The sequence below is a fragment of the Amycolatopsis sp. EV170708-02-1 genome (assembly GCF_022479115.1).
In the GTDB taxonomy this organism is placed as follows: domain Bacteria; phylum Actinomycetota; class Actinomycetes; order Mycobacteriales; family Pseudonocardiaceae; genus Amycolatopsis.
In genome coordinates this window covers 4,487,514-4,505,622 of record NZ_CP092497.1, presented here as the reverse complement: position 1 = coordinate 4,505,622, position 18,109 = coordinate 4,487,514, and the positions used below count along the sequence as shown (strand labels likewise).

General features: G+C 64.0%; 18 protein-coding genes. 2 read left to right on the top strand and 16 right to left on the bottom strand.

All coding sequences use genetic code 11. From position 1 onward, the window contains the following. Positions 1 to 448: 448 nt before the first annotated feature. The 15 genes from MJQ72_RS20415 to MJQ72_RS20345 all read right to left on the bottom strand — a co-directional run bounded on the left by MJQ72_RS20415 (position 449) and on the right by MJQ72_RS20345 (position 13,525). Positions 449 to 1,039 (bottom strand): TIGR00730 family Rossman fold protein, encoded by a 591-nt coding sequence (locus tag MJQ72_RS20415; protein ID WP_396426970.1) that lies wholly within the window; start codon positions 1,037 to 1,039, stop codon positions 449 to 451. Between the two features lie 360 nt (positions 1,040 to 1,399). After that, complete coding sequence (locus MJQ72_RS20410) at positions 1,400 to 1,846, bottom strand: SsgA family sporulation/cell division regulator (RefSeq protein ID WP_240600963.1); 447 nt, start codon at positions 1,844 to 1,846, stop codon at positions 1,400 to 1,402. Positions 1,847 to 1,942: 96 nt separating this feature from the next. Next, complete coding sequence (locus tag MJQ72_RS20405; RefSeq protein ID WP_240600962.1) at positions 1,943 to 2,695, bottom strand: hypothetical protein; 753 nt, start codon at positions 2,693 to 2,695, stop codon at positions 1,943 to 1,945. Next, positions 2,692 to 4,071, bottom strand: coding sequence for a hypothetical protein (locus MJQ72_RS20400; protein ID WP_240600961.1), 1,380 nt, complete (start codon positions 4,069 to 4,071; stop codon positions 2,692 to 2,694). Before MJQ72_RS20400 ends, MJQ72_RS20405 begins: the two co-directional genes overlap by 4 nt. 397 nt (positions 4,072 to 4,468) lie before the next feature. Then, complete coding sequence (locus tag MJQ72_RS20395; RefSeq protein WP_240600960.1) at positions 4,469 to 5,173, bottom strand: response regulator transcription factor; 705 nt, start codon at positions 5,171 to 5,173, stop codon at positions 4,469 to 4,471. Between the two features lie 254 nt (positions 5,174 to 5,427). Further along, positions 5,428 to 6,126 carry a GntR family transcriptional regulator gene (locus MJQ72_RS20390; protein ID WP_240600959.1) on the bottom strand — a complete coding sequence of 233 codons (699 nt, stop codon included), beginning with the start codon at positions 6,124 to 6,126 and terminating at the stop codon, positions 5,428 to 5,430. Positions 6,127 to 6,130: 4 nt separating this feature from the next. After that, positions 6,131 to 7,126, bottom strand: coding sequence for a trans-aconitate 2-methyltransferase (locus MJQ72_RS20385; protein WP_240600958.1), 996 nt, complete (start codon positions 7,124 to 7,126; stop codon positions 6,131 to 6,133). A 405-nt stretch (positions 7,127 to 7,531) separates the two neighbouring features. Next, positions 7,532 to 7,804 carry an HPr family phosphocarrier protein gene (locus tag MJQ72_RS20380; protein WP_240600957.1) on the bottom strand — a complete coding sequence of 91 codons (273 nt, stop codon included), beginning with the start codon at positions 7,802 to 7,804 and terminating at the stop codon, positions 7,532 to 7,534. A 44-nt stretch (positions 7,805 to 7,848) separates the two neighbouring features. Beyond that, positions 7,849 to 9,504, bottom strand: a complete 1,656-nt coding sequence (gene ptsP / locus MJQ72_RS20375; protein WP_396426995.1) for a phosphoenolpyruvate--protein phosphotransferase — start codon at positions 9,502 to 9,504, stop codon at positions 7,849 to 7,851. Between the two features lie 46 nt (positions 9,505 to 9,550). Further along, entirely contained in the window at positions 9,551 to 10,444 is an 894-nt protein-coding gene (locus MJQ72_RS20370) for a zinc-binding dehydrogenase (RefSeq protein ID WP_240600955.1), read from the bottom strand. Next, entirely contained in the window at positions 10,441 to 10,608 is a 168-nt protein-coding gene (locus tag MJQ72_RS20365; RefSeq protein ID WP_240600954.1) for a hypothetical protein, read from the bottom strand. The genes MJQ72_RS20370 and MJQ72_RS20365 overlap by 4 nt, the downstream gene beginning before the upstream one ends. Further along, the gene (locus tag MJQ72_RS20360) at positions 10,605 to 11,072 is read right to left on the bottom strand and encodes a PTS sugar transporter subunit IIA (protein WP_240600953.1); all 468 of its coding nucleotides are present in this window, start codon (positions 11,070 to 11,072) and stop codon (positions 10,605 to 10,607) included. Before MJQ72_RS20360 ends, MJQ72_RS20365 begins: the two co-directional genes overlap by 4 nt. Further along, positions 11,050 to 11,358, bottom strand: coding sequence for a PTS lactose transporter subunit IIB (locus MJQ72_RS20355; RefSeq protein ID WP_240600952.1), 309 nt, complete (start codon positions 11,356 to 11,358; stop codon positions 11,050 to 11,052). The genes MJQ72_RS20360 and MJQ72_RS20355 overlap by 23 nt, the downstream gene beginning before the upstream one ends. A gap of 36 nt (positions 11,359 to 11,394) precedes the next feature. Next, a complete protein-coding gene (mtlA, locus tag MJQ72_RS20350) occupies positions 11,395 to 12,549 on the bottom strand; it encodes a PTS mannitol transporter subunit IICB (protein ID WP_240600951.1) in 1,155 nt (384 codons plus the stop codon). A 160-nt stretch (positions 12,550 to 12,709) separates the two neighbouring features. Then, positions 12,710 to 13,525: a 1-phosphofructokinase family hexose kinase gene (locus MJQ72_RS20345; RefSeq protein WP_240600950.1), complete on the bottom strand. Its 816-nt coding sequence runs from the start codon at positions 13,523 to 13,525 to the stop codon at positions 12,710 to 12,712. 654 nt (positions 13,526 to 14,179) lie between these two features. On the opposite strand from MJQ72_RS20345, the gene MJQ72_RS20340 reads away from it, so the two are divergent. Next, on the top strand, positions 14,180 to 14,941 hold the full coding sequence (locus MJQ72_RS20340) for a DeoR/GlpR family DNA-binding transcription regulator (protein ID WP_240600949.1): 762 nt from the start codon (positions 14,180 to 14,182) through the stop codon (positions 14,939 to 14,941). A 64-nt stretch (positions 14,942 to 15,005) separates the two neighbouring features. On the opposite strand, the gene MJQ72_RS20335 is transcribed toward MJQ72_RS20340, so the two are convergent. Further along, the gene (locus MJQ72_RS20335) at positions 15,006 to 15,875 is read right to left on the bottom strand and encodes an ACT domain-containing protein (protein WP_240600948.1); all 870 of its coding nucleotides are present in this window, start codon (positions 15,873 to 15,875) and stop codon (positions 15,006 to 15,008) included. Between the two features lie 801 nt (positions 15,876 to 16,676). On the opposite strand from MJQ72_RS20335, the gene MJQ72_RS20330 reads away from it, so the two are divergent. Next, the gene (locus MJQ72_RS20330) at positions 16,677 to 18,077 is read left to right on the top strand and encodes an FAD-binding oxidoreductase (RefSeq protein WP_240600947.1); all 1,401 of its coding nucleotides are present in this window, start codon (positions 16,677 to 16,679) and stop codon (positions 18,075 to 18,077) included. Positions 18,078 to 18,109 lie beyond the last annotated feature (32 nt).

Below are 18,109 nucleotides of genomic sequence, written 5' to 3'. Positions count from 1 at the left end.
ATTCATCATCGACACCGAAGGCTGGCGATCGCTCCCATCGCCAGCAGAGGCGTCCTCATCGGCGCAACGCGTTGACTGCCAACGCGGGGCGCCTGCCGGCTGGATACCGGAGTGGGCGACGTTCATGGCCGCGTGGCCGACCACAGGGCGTTCGGAAAACTCGACAAGCACGACAAGAGAAGACGACGACAGGCTTCAACTCTAATCGGATCCAGTGGATGTTGCAGGGGCAAAGAAGGAGATTAGACCGACGCCTGGCAGGCATGCCCGATTGGATGCCGTGCGCTGGCCGGATCACCTGGCACCTTGATCGACCAGACCGTCGATAATGACGCATGGCTTTACTGCAATGGCAGTTCGGCGAGTGGGAGCCGCGTCGTTAGAGAGCAGGCGAGAGTACATCAGCCCGTTCAGGACCGCTTCACTCAAACCCGAGGGACATAGCCCCCTAACCACCGAGGCTGGCCACCGGCATTTCATCCCATCCGAAAGACTCGAGACCCATGAGCACCTTGTCCAGGAGAGCTCCGGGATCGGCGTCGACGTGGACCCGATCACGGCTGCGCTGGTGAAGAAACCCCTCGGCCACCATGTGGTCGGCGAACTGCATCAGCAGGCGGTAGTAGCCATTCGCGTCCAGCAGGCCGATCGGCTTGGCGTGCATGCCCAGGTGTGCCCAGGTCCACACCTCGAAAAGGTCCTCCAAGGTCACGGCTCCACCGGGAAGAACGACGAATCCCTGAGAAAGCTGGGCCATCCTCGTCTTGCGCGCTTGCATATCAGCGACGACTTCGAGTTTGCTGATTCCGTAGTGCGTAGCCTTGCCACCAACGAATTGCTGAGGTATCACGCCGATGACCTCACCGCCGGCCGCGAGCGCCGCATCGGCCACCGCACCCATCATTCCGTGCTTCGCGCCGCCGTAGACAACACCGAAACCGCGCTGCGCGAGCTGACTGCCTACAGCCGCCGCCTGGTGAAGGTACTCCGGATCGTTACCCATCGATGAACCACAAAAAACAGTTATGCGCTTTTTCACGGAACGCCTCCTGAAGCCAGATCCTCACTGAGGGGCACCGACCCAGCATATGTTGTGTGCGTACGCAAGGACGCCAAGCGCTAATACTAGTCCTGACGTACTTGGATACCATCCGTGTCGGAGCAATCGTGCACCACACCGCACCTGTTCCGCGGAAACCAAGGCAGTGTGCAGCAAGAATCTTGACAGTGAGGTTGCGTGTTGCTATGGGCAGGTCCACTGCCCCCAGGTGGGCGCTGACCGCCTACTCCCTGAAGCTGACGACCCGCGCCCCTGCCCTGATCGCGTTCCTCCACGGCCCTCTGGATCTGCTGTCCGCGTACTGCCCCGAGAGCTCATCGCACCGATACTCGGTGACGTCTATCGCGACTCGCCGTCCAGCAACGCACCCAAAGCACCGTCGATGGCAAGGTAGCCGGACTCGTCACCGATGCTGACGATGTCGACCGTTTCACGTAGGAACGTGGCCAACCGCTCTGGCGGACAGAGCAAAGTGACTCGCCCGTCGGGACTGCTGAGCAAGACGGTGACCTCGTCCCTGCCATCCTGGGGCGGGACGATGCGAACGTCTCCTTCGCCGGCAGGTTCGATAAGCCCTTCGGCGAGCAGGTCCCGTGCGAACTTCCACTCGACAGGGCTGTCTCCCATGCCGATCAGCATGGTGATCGCATAGGGATCGCTCTCGCGATAATGCAGGCTGCCTTCGACGCGCGGTGCCCCGGCCCAGTCGCCCAAGATGAACGTCTCGCTGCGACTGACAGTGCGTGTTGTATTCGTGACCGGCAGATCCGGCGGAAAGTTCGACATGCAAGACACACGAGCCCATGAGGGCATCGGTTCAAACTTCTGACCACGGTGCCTTGTCTAAACGGGAGAGCGCGAAGTCCCATGTGCTTCGCACGGTCAAGCGCCGGCCGACTCGTCGTCGCGAATAGCAAGGTGAGCCAGGTTCTGACTCAACACGGCGTTGACCGGTGCCACGGCGAATATCTTGTAGACGGACTCGACTGAAGGAGCGACGACCGAGTCATCGATGACCGGGATACGCACCTGCGCGCTCACTCGGCCGACCGGGATGACCACCTGCCACGCGCCGTCCACGACCTGACCACCGGCTCCGGCAAGCACCTGCACGTTCACCACGACCGGCCGAAGACTGCGCTCCGACGACTGAACTGTCACAGCGACTGTTCCGTCCGTCTCGGCGGCACGACCATCCGCAAGAGAGACTTGCGGCAGCTTGCTCGGCCCGCCCCTGCCGACCGCGAAGGTCTGGAACGCCACGTCTGAAAGAAACACACCGCCCGACGGACTCGCGGTAGAGAGCACGATCCGACGGATATCGCGGGTGTTCACCCCCTTCAGTTGCGATACCGGCCACTTCACCGTTTGCATCCAGACCTTGGGTAGCAACGTCGTTCCGGTTCCGGGCAAGGGATCAAGGGCCCCGCTCAAGCTCGATACAGTCGTCGATTGGGTACGCCCCGCCCCGTCGACGACGGTCACTGTCAAATCCGCGGACGCGCTCACGTCATCGAGCGCGGCACGCATCGTGAGCGCGTCGTAACCAGCCATATTGGACCGGTTAGCGGGGACATCGATGGTCATCGAAGATGGCGAGGTCCAGCTCAGATGCAGCAACGGGGTTGCCGTCACGTTCCGCCCGTAGTTGGCCGGGGTGAACGACGGGAAGCGCCCGGTGGCGGTGGAGGCGGTACACGAAGGCAGGCCACTCTGTGGGGATCGTCCGGCCATGCTCGCGCAGTATTCCCGAACGGCGAATGGACATTCGGGGACGCGCCTTGCAGCGGTGCGACATCCACACGTCGCGGCGACTGGCTTACCTGGAGAACAGTGGCCGCACCGACGGTCGCCGTACCGCCGTCGAACATCGGCGAGAACGCCGTCTCCCTCCCCATCGTCAGGCGGAAAAAGCCGACGATATAGTCGACGCCGACCTGATACTGGTCCGCCGCCGAGAGCCGGGTGGTGGTCGGCGAGTTCGTGCCACACGTGGGATCGTCTTGGTTCTGCCAGTCATCGTTCGCCGGCGCCACCGTGGCACCGGGCGTCCACTCGGTGTTGAAATAGTTGTGATTGGCGCCCAGCACCATCACCGACGACCGCATCACCGCGTCGCCGACATCGGCGTAGCGCGTGTCGTCATAGAAATGCTGCCCCTGCAGATTGGACAGGTCGCCGTCGCAATAGGGCAGGACAACCGCCATGGGGACACCCGGCAGCGTCCCGCGGCCGAAATCGGTGGGCGCGAGTGGCAAAGCCGCCCGGATCCCGTAGGGACGCGGACGTCCAGAATTCATCAACGCGGCCTTGACCATGCCTTCGCCGCCCCGCGAATGTCCCATCAGTCCGATGTCCGACAGGTCGAGTTTGCCACGGAGCAGCGGACTCATGCCCAACCTGTTGCCGCGATTCGCCTTCGCCAACAGGTCGAGATGTTCGAGCACGAGCTGGCCACGCGCGGTCGCACCGGCGTCCTCGCTATACGGGTTGTCTTGCGCACTGACCCCGTTGGCGCTGATCGACACCACGACGTAGCCGTGGCTCGCGAGCGACTGTGCTGCTTGGTCGTAGCCGCGGAAGCTCTGGATCGGCTGGAATTCCGGGACGCATGGCCACTGGGTGTTGTCGATCGTATTCGTCGCCGGTCTCCAGCACGCGGAGTGCCGTCCGTGCAGGAAAAGCACGACTGGACGTGGACCTGGCGCCGAGGGCACCCAGACAGCGGCGCGCTTTTCAACGGCTCGGCCACCGAGACCGGGCAAGGTAGCCGCGCTGTCTCCGAAGTCGTAGTCGGCCCGGCTGGTCGTGAACCGGCCTGGCGTCGATGGGTCCACAGGAACCCGGTCGCCTGATCGGGGCTGCACGCGCCGATCCGGCGCGGTTGCCTTCCTGGTGTCTGACACCTCGCCATTCCAGGCCAGCTGGACCGAAGCAGGCTTGGCCGCGGCGGGATCGGCGGTGACGACGGTCAGCGAGCGCCCGTCAGGTGACTCCCGCGCGATGCCCACCGACTTACCGTTGATGGCCAGCTCCGGAAGAGCGTCACGCACATCCAGGGGGCTAGCCAAGCTGAGCGTAACTCGGTACCCGCCGGGTACCGAAGCCACCGACCAGGGCTCCGCCGCCGCCACAGGTTGGACACCCACGGCTCCAAGAAACAGCGGAAGGAAGACCGTAGGCAGCATCAATCGACGCACTCAGAACTCCTCTTGAAGGGCCAGAGCCCAAGAATCCGCATATGGCGGGGTAGCCTGCGGGCCGGGGTGACTCAGAATACCTCGGCTCATCCCACAACCCCTTGATCCTCAAGGGGTCCTGCCCCGCCAACCGCCGAATACGCGCCATTCGGGCAACCGCCCTCCCCTCGCCGCTGTGGTCCATTCCGCCGCCGGCCGGAAGCCGGCTTCAGCCGCCACTCGGGACATGGAGCTTCAGGCCGACGCCGTAGACGGTATACAGAAATCGTGGCTTTTCCGCTATCTCGCCCAGCTTCAGGCGAAGCCGGGTGGCATAGGTGTTGACACTGAACTTCCCGTAATAGTGGGAACCCCACAAAGCTTTTTGGAGATCCAGTCGCCCGAAGACGTGGCCTGGACGTCGAGCCAGGGTCAGCAAGAGGTCGAATTCGCGTCTCGAAAGCTCGAGCAGACGACCGTCCAAGGTCGCCCTCCTTGTCGTCGGACTGATCCGCAAGGAACCGACAACGACGTCAACCTCGTCGGAGCCCTCCACTCTCGCTGAAAGAAAGCCGCCGTTCCGACGAATCATCGCATCGATCCTGGCGATTAACTCCGGACGGCTCACAGTTGGCCGCAGGCACTCGTCCGCACCTGCCTGAAAAATAGCCACGACATCGGGCTCATTCTGGTGAATGGTCAGCACCAGAATCGGTATAGACCTGGACGCGAGGAGATCCCTTGTCGCCGCGAGCGTCTTCGCAAGGCTAGCCGCCTCCATATCCAGGATCACGGCGGCATGCTCGCCACCGAGAACAGCAAGCTTCGCCTCACTCAACGATCCAGTGCGATCGATCCGATAGCTCGATTCAAGCGCTCTGGTGAGCCTGGTTTCCGCACCGGAGCCATCACCTAAAACCAGAACAAGTTCCATGCTGCGATTATGTCAAAGAACTATCCGCAACCTACGGCGCGCACTGAATCGATCTTCGTGATATCGATTTTCATGCCCCGACGACACATCAGCCTTACCCTTTCAACCACCGCATTATGACTCGACAAAAGGTAATTGTCCGCCAAGGCTGCAGCTTCGAACATCATTTTCCGCGCATATATCCGCACGACCGCACCCAAGCGCACAATGACACCGGCGAAATCAGAGGGGCGGCAAGAAGGTCCATCTCGACCTCATCCCTCGCCGCCCGCGAGGACAACTCTGAAGCGATCGGCACGGTATCTGGTTCGCCGGTACACCAAGACTTCCTCGGTCACATGAGTGCCGATCTGCTCGACCAGAAGAATCGGGTGCCCGATGCCGACACGCAGTCGGGTCGCATAGGTGCTATTCGCCAACTCGGTACCGACACTAGTACTACGGAGCGTGAAGTCTCGAGTGCAGAGCAAGCACCCGCAGGCAGCGGCCCGGACACCTGCCGAGCAACGGCCTACAGACCGCGGCACGACCAGGTTGTCCGTGGCCATAGGGGCGTCATCGACGCACAGAACGCGCTCGAGTTCAACGACCGGATCCCCGGGAGCGATGCCGATCAGCTTCGACAGGAAGTCACCAGCCCTTTTCTCCTGAACAGGAGATCGGAAGTTCTCAAAAGAGCCGATACCCCGGCTACCGAAGAACCTGTCTTTTTTGTCGGCCGCGTAGACGATCATCTTCGGCTCGGCGACGAAGACCCCGTGCCCGTGCCTCCGGACGAGGCGTCCTGCCGCGATGAGTTGCTGGGTCCCCGCCCGCACCGTGTTTCGTGAGACACCGAGGGTGTGAACGAGGGCGCGCTCGGAAGGGATTTGATCGCCGGGAGACTTCGTGAGCACCAGGTCGTCGAGATAATCGGCGACATCTGTCCTGCAGTTTGCCCTCACCTTGGACATCGGCTCACCAGACTGGCTTTGGATCGACGACGACCTCCGGCAAGCTTACCCCGGGAAGGCTCTCGGCCAAGTAGGCGCGAAGCACTTCCGGAAGCCGCCGGGCGACGAACCGGTCAAGTGGTTCATCCTGTGGTGGCAAAGCCTCGATTCGCGGGACATGGCCGTTTGCCGGCCGGACCTCGAGCCTCGTCGGATCGTCGAGCGCGACCGCCACCACCAGGCCTGTTCCTTCGAGCACGGCACTCAACGCGTTGGCACTGACGCCGTCAGACGATGGGTCCAGCAACATGTTGGGTATTCCGGTGACCACGACAGGGTCGGCCTTGACCAGAAGGGTCACTGCCTCAAGTCGATCGCCGGAGAGGTCCTCCCAGCACACCTCGTCGAGGATGGGTTGATCGTCGGCTGGATCGACGAACAGCACTACGTCGTACCGGTACCGGGTGATCTCGGTGTCGCCGCTCATGGTCTTCGCACGCACCGAGACGTTGACCCGCCTACCGGAGGTCGCGGCGAGGTACGCGATCAGCAGCGGGTCGACGTACAGTTCCTCCTCACCCGAGAACCGAGTGGGCTCCAGTGCCACACCGGACGCGAGCCAACGGTGATGCCGATCACGAAGCCCCAGGTGCCGCAGATCACCGAGGATCACCCGGCCACCCGCTTCGACGGCGTCGATCGCGCCGCCGAGCACGGCCGCGAGGTACTGGGTTCCGGGGAAGCATTGCGCGACATTGTTGATCAGCACACAGTCCGGCCGCCCGTCTCCCATGGTCTCGGCCATCGCTCGTCTGACCTGTGGCGAAGCGATCCCATGGGCCCCGGCGATAACCGCCTGGGTGTGCGGTAGCCGCGCCGCACGGATCTGGTCGACGGCGTACCTGGACGGATCCGCACCGACGTAGCATCCAATATGGCCATGCAAATGCCGAAGAACAAGTCCTGTCCCACACCCGAACTCAAGCATTCGCCGCGGCCAGGATTCCAGCACTGTGCCCACCGTGGACTCGATCCATTCACGAACGTCCCGCTCCGGCAGCCCCTTCCAGTGGAAGTCAGCCCGGCGACATCCGCGGCGGCGAGATCGTCCAGACCAGCGGACCGGAAAGCCCAGTCGTACAGATCGGCCCAATTCTGCAAGTACTCGGCGACCAGGCCCCAAGGCCTGGCACCGAGGGTCACGGCGTCCACCGAAGGCCGGACCAGGTACGCACCCGACGTCGTTCGGCGAACCGCACCGACCCATGCGTGCTCGGCAAGGACCGACGCGATGACTTCCCCTGACACAGAACTCCTTTACTCAGAATTAGGCCGGATACGGATCTCTTGGATCGGTGGGCTGGTCGGACAGTGACCGGCCAGCCCACCGAAGGTCTGGTGCCGAAGTCAGGCAGGCTCGGCTCTGTCACTCGCCCGAATCGAGGTCGCGGGCGAGCAACGCGGCGAGTTCTGACACCGCCTCCTCCGCGCCTTCTCCTTCAGCTGTCAGCACGATCTCCTCACCACCGCGGACTCCGAGCGACATCACGGCCAGGATGCTGGAAGCGTCCACGAGGTGATCCTCGCTCCGGCCGATCCTCACCCGCACGCTCTGTTTGGCCACCGCGTCCACCAGCAGTCGTGCCGGCCGGGCGTGCAGGCCGACAGACGAACCGATTACCACATTCCTGCTCGACATTGACGATTCCAATCTTCAGAGAACACAACGGAAGCCGGCGCCATTCAGGCGAGCCGAGCTGAAGGGCCGATCCGTCCGATCTTGCGCGACGTTCGCACATCCGGCGCTAGCAGGACCTCGCGCGCGAGGGCCTCACACTGCTCACGTGTGTAGCCCTTCAAGGCGGCGCGAACTGCCGGAACAGCGGAAAGCGACATCGAGAGACTCGTGATGCCCATTCCGGCGAACACCGGAGCAAGGCCTGGGTCCCCGGCGGCCTCGCCACAGATTCCGACCGGCTTGCCGGCCTCCTCGCCTGCCCTGGCCACGGTCGCCACGAGCCCGAGCAACGCCGGCTGCCAGGGATCGAGCAATTCGCCCAGATCACCGAGGAGGCGGTCGGCGGCATACGTGTATTGCGAGAGATCGTTGGTACCGATGCTGACGAAGTCGACCTCGGCCAAGATGTCCTTCGCCCTGATCGCCGCCGCCGGGACCTCGATCATCACACCGACGTTGTCGATACCGTACGACCGTGCCAGCGTGCGAAACGCGATGGCCTCGTGCACCGTCGAGATCATCGGTGCCATCACTCGTACGTCCGCGTCGTGTTCCGATGCGGCGAGACTGATCGCCTCCAGCTGCGCACAGAGCAATTCGGGCTTGCGCATGTCGATACGAAAGCCGCGGACACCGAGAGCCGGGTTTGGTTCGTCGTCGGAGTTGACGAACGGGAGAGGCTTGTCGGCTCCCGCGTCAAGCGTCCGAATGACGACCGGTCGGCCGGCGAAGTCGCGAAAAACCTCCCCGTAAGCGGCACGCTGTTCCTCGACACCTGGAGCTTCAGTACGGTCGAGAAACAGGAACTCCGTGCGGAACAGCCCGATGCCCTCGGCATCGGCGGCGGCCTCCGCCGCGGCCAGACCGGAGCCACCGACGTTCAGCATGAGCTTGAGCGGATGACCGTCCGCGGTCGCTCCCGGACCGCTGTAGGACGCGGTCCTCGCCCGCGCCTGCGCCGCTTCCGCTTCGATGTGGACGACGTACTCCGCCGGAGGGTCGACGACGACAATGCCGCGCGCGCCGTCGACCGCGATCGTCTGCCCGTCGGCCAATCCCGCTGCAGCGGCACAACCGACCACCGCGGGGATACCCAAGGCTCGGGCGATGATCGCGGTGTGGCTCGTCGGTCCGCCCTTTTCTGTGACGATGGCCAGCACCTTCGCCGGGTCGAGCAGAACGGTGTCGGCCGGCGCGATGTCCTGGCCTACCAACACGAAGGGCCGATCAGTCTCCGGAATACCTGGCGGCGCGAGACCCAGTGCGGCCGCGATCGCCCTGTCCCGGATGTCGATCAGATCCGCTGCCCGTTCTCCGAGATAGCCGCCGATGTTCGTGAGCTCGGTGATGTGCTTACTGAAGGCGTCTCTGATCGCCCACGCGGCGGGACGGCCGTTCTCCACGGACGTTTCGATCCCAGCCCGCAGCGAAGGGTCCGTCGCCATCATGGCCTGGGTCTCCAGGATGGACTTCGACTCACCGCTGACGGAGGCCGCCCGCTCTTCCAAGTACTCGACCGTCGCTCCAAGGGCTTCCGCGGCCACTATCAGTTCCGCTTCCGGTGCGGCCTGCGGATCCCAGTGCTCTGGCAGGACAGGCGGTGGCGTCAGCCGTACGACCGGCCCGGCCACGGCGCCCGGGCTCGCCGGGTTTCCGCGCATTTCGTCGACCAGCACTATCGATCTCCTCGTCTTCAGCCACCACCGCTCAGGCGGGGTCGGCCTTACCCGGCTCGATGGTCACCTTGATGGCCTCGCCGCTGCTGACGATCTCGATCGCCCGCAACACCTCCGACAGCGGCAATCGGTGTGTGATCAGGTCGTCCACGCGAACCTGTCCGGACGAGATGAGTTCGAGTGCTTGCCGGTTGTGCTCAGGGCTGGATCCGTTGGCACCATAGATGGTCAGTTCTCGGTAGTGCACCAGGTTCGAATCACACGCGATGATGGGGTTGTCCTTCGGCAGACCACCGAAAAAGCTGATCCGGCCGCGGCGTGAGGCCATCTTCAACGCGTCTTCCTGCGCTCTGCCCGCGGCCGCGGCCGTGATGACGACATCGGCTCCGACGCCACCGGTCAATTCGAGAACCTTCTCGATCGGGTCGACCTCGGCGCTACAGATCGCCGCGTCCGGCTTGACGAGTTCAGCCGCCATGTCGAGGCGGCCGCGATTGAGCTCCACCAGATACACCGCGGCCGCGCCCTTCGCCCTCGCCAGCCGTACATGCAGGCACCCGATCGGCCCGGCGCCGACGACCACGACGACGTCGCCGGCACCGACCTGCGCGAAGTTCTGACCATTGAGGACACACGCGAGTGGTTCCGCCACCGATGCTTCGGCATAGCTGACCCCGGCCGGGATCCTGTTCACACCATCGACCCGCAGGACGCGTTCGGGCACGATCATGTACTCGGCGAACCCACCGTCGAAGTGGTAGCCCATCGACAACTGGTTCGGGCAAATGGTCTGAAAGCCTCGTCCGCACTGCAGACAGTCGCCGCAGGGGATCGCCGCGATGACCTGGACCCGGTCTCCGGCTTCCCACCCGGCGATGTCGTCACCGATCTCGACGATCTCCCCCGCGATCTCGTGGCCGATCACGCGGGCGGGTCGATGTGATGATGTCCGTGCCGGAAGATCTTCAGGTCCGTGCCGCAGGTGGACGTGTTGTGCACCTTGATCTTGATCTCGTCCGGGCCAGGCGACGGCTCCTCGGCGTGCTCGACCCTCAGATCCCCTGGCGCGTAGAAACGTGCCACCTTCATCGAGAAAGCTCCTCATCCATGTGGTTCAACATTCGAAGAATCGTGTCCGAGTCGGGAGCCTCACGTAATTTCCGAGCCTGCCCAGGATCGAGCAGGACCACGGCGAGACCCGCCAAGATCCCGACGTGCTCGTTTCCCTTGGACGCGATACCGATACAAAGACGGACATCGGCCCCACCCCAATCGACTCCGTCCGGAAACTGCAGCGCCACCAGGGCGGTCCGCTTGACGAACCGGCGGGACTCGTCCGTCCCATGTGGAATCGCCACGCCTTCGCCGAGGAAGGTCGTAACCGAACGCTCTCGTTGGTGCATAGCCGTCACGTACTCCGGCTCGACCGCGCCGAGCGCTTGCAGTTGCCGCCCGACCTGGTCGATCGCGTCTCGCCGATCCACGGCGGTACAGCCGAGGACGATCCCGTCGGCGACCAGGATCGAGGTATCAGTCGACAAGACTTCCCCCATCCCGAATGGCCTGCTCGACGCGGTCGAATACCGGGTCACCGAGGAAGCTCTGGAAGCCGAGTACCACGGCCGAGGAGTTCGCCTTGCGAGCTCGGTCGACCAAAGTGGCCTGGCACAGGACCACCTCGGCGTCGCGCGGGATCTCGTTGACGGGCGTGTGCTCGACCTTCACCGAATAGGGCTTCAATCGTTTGGCCAGCTGAGACGCCACCATCACGCTGCTGCCCATACCCGCGTCACACGCGATGATGACCTTAGTGACATCTTTGCCTTCGATACTGTTCATAGCCGCAGTTGCCTTTCCTCGATCGACTGTGATCGGTTACGCGACAGGACCGCCGGCGGCGACTGCCGCCTCACGTTCTTCCTTGCGGGCATTGCGACCGAACCCGAGCAGGACTGCGGCCACGATGAACGAGACCAACGTCGCGGCCACCACGCCGGCGATCACCGCCACATAGCCGCCCTTCGGTGTCACCGCGAGAACCGCGATGATGCTGCCGGGCGAAGGGGTCGCGGTGAGGCCGGCTCCAGTCAGGCTGAACACCGCCACTCCGGCGGCACCACCGGCGATCGCCGCCAGGATCAGTCGCGGAGCAGCCAGAATGTACGGGAAATAGATCTCGTGGATTCCACCGAGGAACTGGATGATGATCGCGCCGGGTGCGGTGGAGCGCGCGGCACGACCGCCGAAGATCATCAGCGCCAGCAGGATGCCCAGACCCGGTCCAGGGTTCGGTTCGATCAGGAACTCGATCGCCTTGCCGTTCTCCTGCGCGGAGGCCACACCAAGCGGGCTCAGTACTCCGTGGTTGATCGCGTTGTTCAGGAACAACACCTTGGCGGGTTCCACGATCACCGAAACGATCGGCAGCAGGTGCATGTCGACGAGCCCCTGGACACCGTTGCCGAGCGCCTTCGTGATGCCCTGCACGACCGGTCCGATACCGAGCATGCCCAGTACGGCCATGGTGCCACCGATGATGCCCGCGCTGAAGTTGTCGACGAGCATCTTGAAGCCGGCCGCGACCTTGCTACCGATCTTGTCGTCCCACAGCTTGAGCACGTAACCCGTGAGCGGGCCGACGATCATCGCCCCCAGGAACATCGGGATCGCCGCACCGACCGCGATCCCGACTGTCGCCACCGCACCGACTACGGCTCCTCGCCGTCCGTGCACCATCCGGCCGCCGGTGTATCCGATGAGGACGGGCAGCAGGAAATTGATGAGCGGGTCGACGAGTTCCGCGATCTGCGCGTTCGGCGTCCAGCCGCTCGGAATGAAAAGCGCTGTGATCAAACCCCAGGCGATGAAGGCACCGATATTCGGCATGACCATCGCGGCGAGTTGACCGCCGAAACGCTGGATGGTCACTCTCAGCTGATCAGTCTTCTTCGGGCTCTCGGTGCCCGAGTTCGTTGCGGTAGACATCATTGGCTTCCTTTTCTGACTGTTTATCGTGGAGGGCTGTGCCATGGACCGATGGCGGACGGGGGGCGGACAGTGCCCGACGTCGTTCAGCCGCGCGCCTTTTCGCTCCAGTCTGGGTCCGAATCCACCTGACTTTTGTGGATCGCCACGTCTCCAGGGCCCGGCATCGTGCTGCCTGGAAGCGACACCGCGGCGGCGCCCCAGGTCACTCCTTCGGCCAGCGCCGCGGAGCCCTTCCCCCAGCGGCCAGGAAGCCCGCCAGCATCGCGTCACCAGCCCCGACCGGACTGACGGGCACGGCCGAGGCGTTGGCGTACCAGGTCCCGGCGTCTTCGACCAGTACGGCGCCTCTGCCACCCAGGCTCGCCAGTACGGCACCCGCACCGAGCGAACGCAGTTCCTGAGCGGCATCGACGACGTCGGCGAGCGTGTCCAGCCGGCGATCCACTGCCTCTTCAAGCTCGTCAAGGTTCGGCTTGACCAGCGCCGGGCCTGCCTTCACCGACGCGAGGAGCGCCCGTCCGCTCGTGTCGACGGCGACCTTGACGCCGGTCGCGGCAAGCCGCCCCACCAGGTCTGCGTAGACCTCGGCGTCCATACCCGGAGGCAGGCTACCCGCCAGTACAGCCCACTGGGCGTCCGAAACCTGGGCCAGGAGAACCTCAGTCAAGGCCCTCACTTCGGCACTTGACAGGTGCGGGCCGATCTCGTTCACCTTCGTCACCGTCGCGTCCGGCTCCACCAGGCTGATGTTGCTGCGGACCGGCTTTTCGGTCCGAATCCGGATCACGTCGATCTTTTGGTCCCTGAGCAGGCTGATCAGGTGGTCGCCCTCAGTTCCGCCCGCGGGGACCACCGCGCGCGCGTTGAACCCATTGCTCACCAATGCCCGCGCGACGTTGATGCCCTTGCCGCCGGGTTGGACCGTGACCCCAAGGGCCCGGTGCAGGCTGCCCGGCTCAAGCCGTTGCAGCTCGACCGTGCGATCGACGCTTGGGTTCGCCGTAAGGGTCACGATCACTTGCACGCACCTCATATCAGGAAATCTGGGTTTGCGTGATGTTGCCTTCGTTCACCTGCGCTTGCAACCCATGGTTAACCTGATGTCTGCAACGGACAACAATATGTGCCCTTATGTACCTGACGCCAGCACAGCATCCCAGCGAGTGACTGAATCCCCGCATAGGGTCAACTGACCTGGGTTTTCGACCATACTGCGTCAAGTCGGAGGTCACGCTCGAAGCTGGGTGGCGCGACCGGCCACACTTACGGGCTGAGCGCGATTGCAGGCCCACTCCAACATCGTTGGCAGCGGCAGGCAACACAAAGCCACATCCTCGAACTCCCCGGCGACCGCATCGGAAGCAAGATGAGGTTTACCGCGGACCGAAGGCAGTGAAGTACGCGCGCCGCGTTGTGTTACGACGAGCGTTCGCGTGGTTCGTCCGGCCGGTATCCGGCCGCAGGCTCGGGTCGACGCCACATCGAGCCGACTGGACTGTCCCGGGCAGACCGGCGAGCAGCACTCGCGACCTAGCAACCCGGACCTTCAAGGACCTGCGTTTACAACGTTTTACACGCGACTCACCTTCCTTTATATTGCTATGGCTGGTCGGCATGACCGGCCGCACACACGCGCACTCACAGAACCTCATGGAAACGCAGGCGGTGAACCATGTACGCGGAGGAGCGGCAACAGGTCATCCTTGGCCTGGCCCGGGACGAAGGCCGGGTCGATGTGACCGCACTGGCCGCGAACTTCCAGATCACCACCGAGACGGTTCGACGCGACCTGTCCGCACTCGAACGGCACGGCCTGCTGCGTCGAGTGCATGGCGGAGCGATCCCGGTCGAGAGACTGGATTTCGAGCCCGGGTTAGCCGCCAAAGACAGTGTGATGACCGCGGAGAAGGAACGCATCGCGAAGGCAGCACTGGCCGAGGTCCCGCCGGAAGGCGCGATCCTGATCGACGCCGGCACCACTACGGCCCGGCTGGCCGAGGTGCTACCGGCCGACCGTGAGCTGACCGTGGTGACCCATTCGCTGATCGTCGCCTCGACGTTGAGCACCCGGCCGAACCTGACACTGATGCTGGTCGGCGGCAGGGTGCGTGGCCGCACGATGGCGATGGTGGACAGTTGGGCGTTGCACGCGCTGCAGGAGACCTTCGTCGACGTCGCGTTCATGGCCACGAACGGCGTGTCCGTGCAGCGGGGGCTGACCACGCCGGACACCACCGAAGCGATGGTCAAACGCGCAGCCGTCAACGCGGCACGCCGCACTGTCTTGCTCGCTGACCACACCAAGGTCGGCAACGACTATTTCGCCCGCTTCGGCAATCTGTCCGAAGTGGACACCTTCATCACGGATACCGGCATCGACGCTCAGGCGGCGGCCGAAATCAAAGCCGCGGGCACACGCGTCGTCCGAGCCTGAGGAATCGCCGGGCAAGACCGCCGGACGTGGATCGAGCGACGCACCCCACCCGGGTCAGGCACCTTCACGATTCCCCCGCCGGCCGCCACCATGTGGACGGTCTCCCGTCAATGCTCGCCGCGGGGGCTGAATGCCAGCCGAGAGAGCGCTCGAGGTCGAGGACGGCTTTGGCCCTCGCGAACTCCACCGGGGTGAACGGCAGCGAAGGTCGAGTGACAACCACCAGGCCTCCCTCGGGATCAACCAACCTCATGGAGGTTCCCACGACACCGTCCCCGCGCAATTGCTCCCGGAACCTGCCCTTGACATGGCGTCGAGTGACGTCACAATCACCCAACACGGCCTGCAACAGCTGCGTGGAGCTAGCCTGCCGGCCGACCGTTTGGGCCGCAATCGTCAGAACCCGGGTTGGCAGGTCGACGTACTCGTGAACGTCCGCGGGCACCACTCGCACATCCCTGCCGCCACCCAACTCGATCACCGCGGCGATGTCCCCCGCCGTCGCACCCGCCGGTGTCCGCAGGAAGAACTCGTCGACCGCACCGTCCGGCACGGCGAGAACCTGCATCGCCACGATGTCGTACCGATGCGCCGCCAGCGCTGCCGTCACCCCAGCCAGCGCCCCGGGTACGTCGCGCACCGTGACCCGGATCCGCCAGGCATCACCCTGACGAGATGTACGGACGTCCCCCGAGCCGTGGATCCGCGGCGAATGCGGACGGTCTGCCCACCAGCGCCGTAATACGGCGGTCGCGATCAACAGCAGCCCGAGCCCGAACAGCACGGCCGGTCCGGCTCGGTCGAGTGACATCGCACTGATGAATAGGTGAGCCGCGCCCGCGGCGATGAACAGAGCGGCAAGTTCGGTCAACTCGCGGCTCATCGAGGTCCGCGTGCCCTTGGCGGTCTCCGACCGCACTTCCGATTCACTCATGCCGGCAAGCTTCCGGCACCGCCGTTGCCTTCGACATCTCCGCCTGTCACGATTCAGTTAACGAAGTTCCGTACGGAAACTTCGCGATCGCTTCAGGCCGCTGCTTCCTGGCCACCGGCTTCTGGAGTCAGCGGCGTTTCGCCTGGGGGCCTGCCGAAGGCTTATACCACCGAGTTCCGTGTCTGTGCGTGGCATCTGGCGACACGATCAGCTGCTCAGGTCCAGCGACCGCCACTATTCTTCTTATGTCTCAAGGGTTTCCAGCGACCAATGCGGGCTACTCGGTTTGGCCACATGTACCCGAAGACGAATGAACCTGACGACTTTCGGGCAGGAAGCCTGTTGTTCCAACGTTTCACAGCGCACTCTTTACCGCCGGCCAAGAATTCTTGTCCACCTCGGCGAGATCCTCGAAGGCCCTCTGGCCCGACTCGCGGCGGCCAATTGGGCACTGGTAACCGGCTCACGCCCGGACACATTCCCGTCAACAGTCTCCCGGATCAGCCGGTTACTTCCCCACCCCAGAGCAAAACGGGCAGATACGTTGTGCGTCGAAGGCAACACTCGCTCCGCCCCTTCCAGCGGTGGAGCGCGATGCTCCACTCTGTGCCCATCGATTTCCCCCTCCCCGCCCCGAATTCTCTCTCGGTGAACGACCTCGCCGATACGCCCGTCTGCCGTGCCGGCAGCACGAGATCGCTCTAACACTTCGACATCTTCGTTGACATACGACCGGAGTATCGAGTATCAGAGATGGCAACTATCAAAGAGACTCTCAGTAGGCCTGTTCAGCATGTCGGCGTGGGCGAGCCTGCCCATCGTGCCGAGCCAGACCTGGGTGAGCATCGCCCCAGAACGGTCCGTACCACACACTTCCCCACTACCACCGAGTCGGTCCGGCAGATTGTGCTCGCCGCACGATCACAGAAGACACCGCTCTACCCGCTGAGTACCGGGCGCAACTGGGGTATGGGATCCCGCTCACCGGTGGTGGACGACTGCACGGTACTCGACCTGAGCGGAATGAACATCGTTCGCACACTCAATCTCGACGAGGGCTACGCCGTGATCGAGCCCGGCGTTACCCAGCGGCAACTCAGTGAACTGCTCGCAGGGACGCCCTGGATGCTGAACGTGACCGCGGGCTGCGCGGACGCCAGTATCGTGGGCAACACGCTCGAGCGCGGTGACGGCACGATCCGTGCCCGCAGCGAAGATCTGCTCGGCGTTGAGGTCGTGCTCGGTACCGGCGAGATCATGACGACCGGTGGACTGGATCGGCACGGCCTGCGCTCCGGCGCCATCGCCGGGCCGGACCTGACCCGGGCTTTCGTGCAGTCGAATCTCGGCATCGTCACCGCGATGGCCATCAGCTTGATCCCACGCCCGGACGCGATCAAGCTGATCCACGCGACCTTCGCTGACAAGGCGCTTGGTCCGGTGCTCGAGGCCATGATCAGGGTCGGCAGATCACGTATCCCCACCAATGGCCTGTTACGGCTCAAAGAAATCTTCGTTGTGCCGGAAGGTGGTTCACCGGCCGTACCGGAAAGCGCCGACCCCGGCTCGGTCACAGTCCAGGTGCCCCTGCTCGGGTCACAACCCGATGTCGAGAACGCCGAGCGTGACATCCGAACCGTTTTTCACGCGGTCACCGAACTGAAAACGTTCCGGGCGATCGACTCCGCGAGTACACCGGAAACCGATGATCTGTACGATCGAGCCCGTTTCGCGCACGGCATACCCAGCTGTGCCCCGCTGCGGGCGGGCATGCGGGTCGACGACTGCGCGCAGGTGGACGCCTCACCCGTCGGCTGGCTGATGTTCCTGCCCACAGTTCCACTTCGCCGGGCAAGCCTGCTCGAAGCGATCGACCTCATGCGAATCGAGTCCGAAGCCCACCGGACAGCCGCCATGCTGGAGTTCAATGTGATCTCCCAGCACTCGACCAACATGGTGACGCAGATACCCTTCGTCCGCGAACCGGCGTCGATCGAACGTGCGCACGCCCTGCGCCGAGCAGCGCGAAAGTCTTTCCTGCGCGCGGGCTTTCCTCCCTACCGGTCGAACATCGATCAGGAACCACTGGAACTCGCCGACCGCTCGGTCGACTTCCAGGACGGTCCGTTGAGCGAGCTGAAGCGGCTATGCGACCCGGACGGCATCATCGCACCCGGCAGATACGTGGTGGCCGAGCGATGACCGCCGGCTCACGAGAAATGCCGCCACCGTGC